Origin of the sequence: Bradyrhizobium retamae (assembly GCF_001440415.1) — a bacterium.
GTDB classification, from domain to species: Bacteria; Pseudomonadota; Alphaproteobacteria; order Rhizobiales; family Xanthobacteraceae; genus Bradyrhizobium; species Bradyrhizobium retamae.
On sequence record NZ_LLYA01000120.1, the window covers coordinates 1 to 1383 of the forward strand.

Consider the following 1383-nt stretch of genomic DNA (forward strand, 5'->3'; position numbering starts at 1 on the left):
GCACCAGATCCCGCCGGACACGCTCGATGACGTCCCGCTGGTCGTCGAGAAAGCCAGATATCGCCAAGCCTAAAGTGCCAAAGTAGTGCTAGTCGCCCGATTCATTCAGATTGCAGGGTAGAGGTGCTTGAGTTTGATGCGTGCATTGGGGGTTGAGAATTGCCAACTGGCCCTGGTGTGGTTGGCATTGCGGTCGCGCTCCCATGCGGCGATTTCCTCGTCGAGGGTCTGTTTGTCGGCGATCCGACGGTCGAGGCACTGGGATGTGAGTACGCCGAGTTCGGACTCTGCCAGATCAAGCCAACTACCGTGCTTTGGAGTGTAGTGCCATTCGAATCGCTCGACCAGTCGCCTGGCCTCGGCGGCTGGAAACGCTTCGTAGAGTGACCCCTTACCGTGGATGTTGAGATTGCCTTGGACCAGTACGACGGTCTTGGCATTGGCGAAGTAGCGATCGGCCAATTCTTTCAAGACGTGAGCGTAGTCCACGGCGGTATGGCGATCGGTGACCTTGACGTGGCGCCAGTCTTCGAGCGGTGCAAACATCATGAAGATGTTGGCGGTGTTGCGCTCGTACTCGTAATCGCAACGGGCCGGGCGTCCCCGCTTCATCGGGATAGGCAGGCGCGTCTCGGCAAGGAACTGCTTGGAGGTCTCGTCCAGGCACACCAGCGGGTAATCGGGATCGCGTGGCCGCGTGTAGACCGCCAGCACATCTTCCATGGCGGCTACGAACGCACCATTGGCCTTGGGCGGGATGACCCAGCACTGCCGGCGATGGGGCTGGCGAATGTTTTTTTTAGTGCCCGCCCAATCGTCGAGTCGCTGGCGCGATCGACAATTTGCAGTTCCACGACCTTTTTCTCCGACAGCCGCAAGGTCCAGCGCGCGCGTCCCTTGGGAGGTTTGGAACAAGCCAGTGCGATCAGTTTGGCTTCTTTCTCGCCGTCAAAAATCCTTGCAACCGCCGGTGTCGCCCGTTGCTTGCGGCTCAACACGGCCTCGAAGCCTTCTTCCACCAGTTGCTTCCGGACCCGGTAAACCATCGATGCGCTGGTCTCCAGCGCCTTGATAATCCGGTTGTCACTCCAGCCTTCACCGGTTTCCGACACATCGGCCTTCAAAAGTATCCGCGCCTTCAGCAGCCGCTGCGCTGCGCTCTTGCCTTCGTATCAGCGCTTCGAGCTGCTCACGTTCCTCTCCGCTTAGCCGCACAACATACTTCTTTACCGAAATCTCCTTCGCAGCCATGATTGCCTCCGTCGCATCCGATGCGACCAAAGCGAATCACAGAACTCATGTCCTTACAAATTGATTGAAGCGAGCGACTAGCACTACTTTGGCAGATTTATTGGATTGATCGTCGCAACAGGATTCCCGAAT

Annotated in this window: 1 pseudogene; it reads right to left on the minus strand. The window is 57.8% G+C overall.

The features are described 5' to 3' along the window. Positions 1–105: 105 nt before the first annotated feature. A pseudogene (locus CQ13_RS41080) lies at positions 106–1251 on the minus strand (IS630 family transposase). Positions 1252–1383 lie beyond the last annotated feature (132 nt).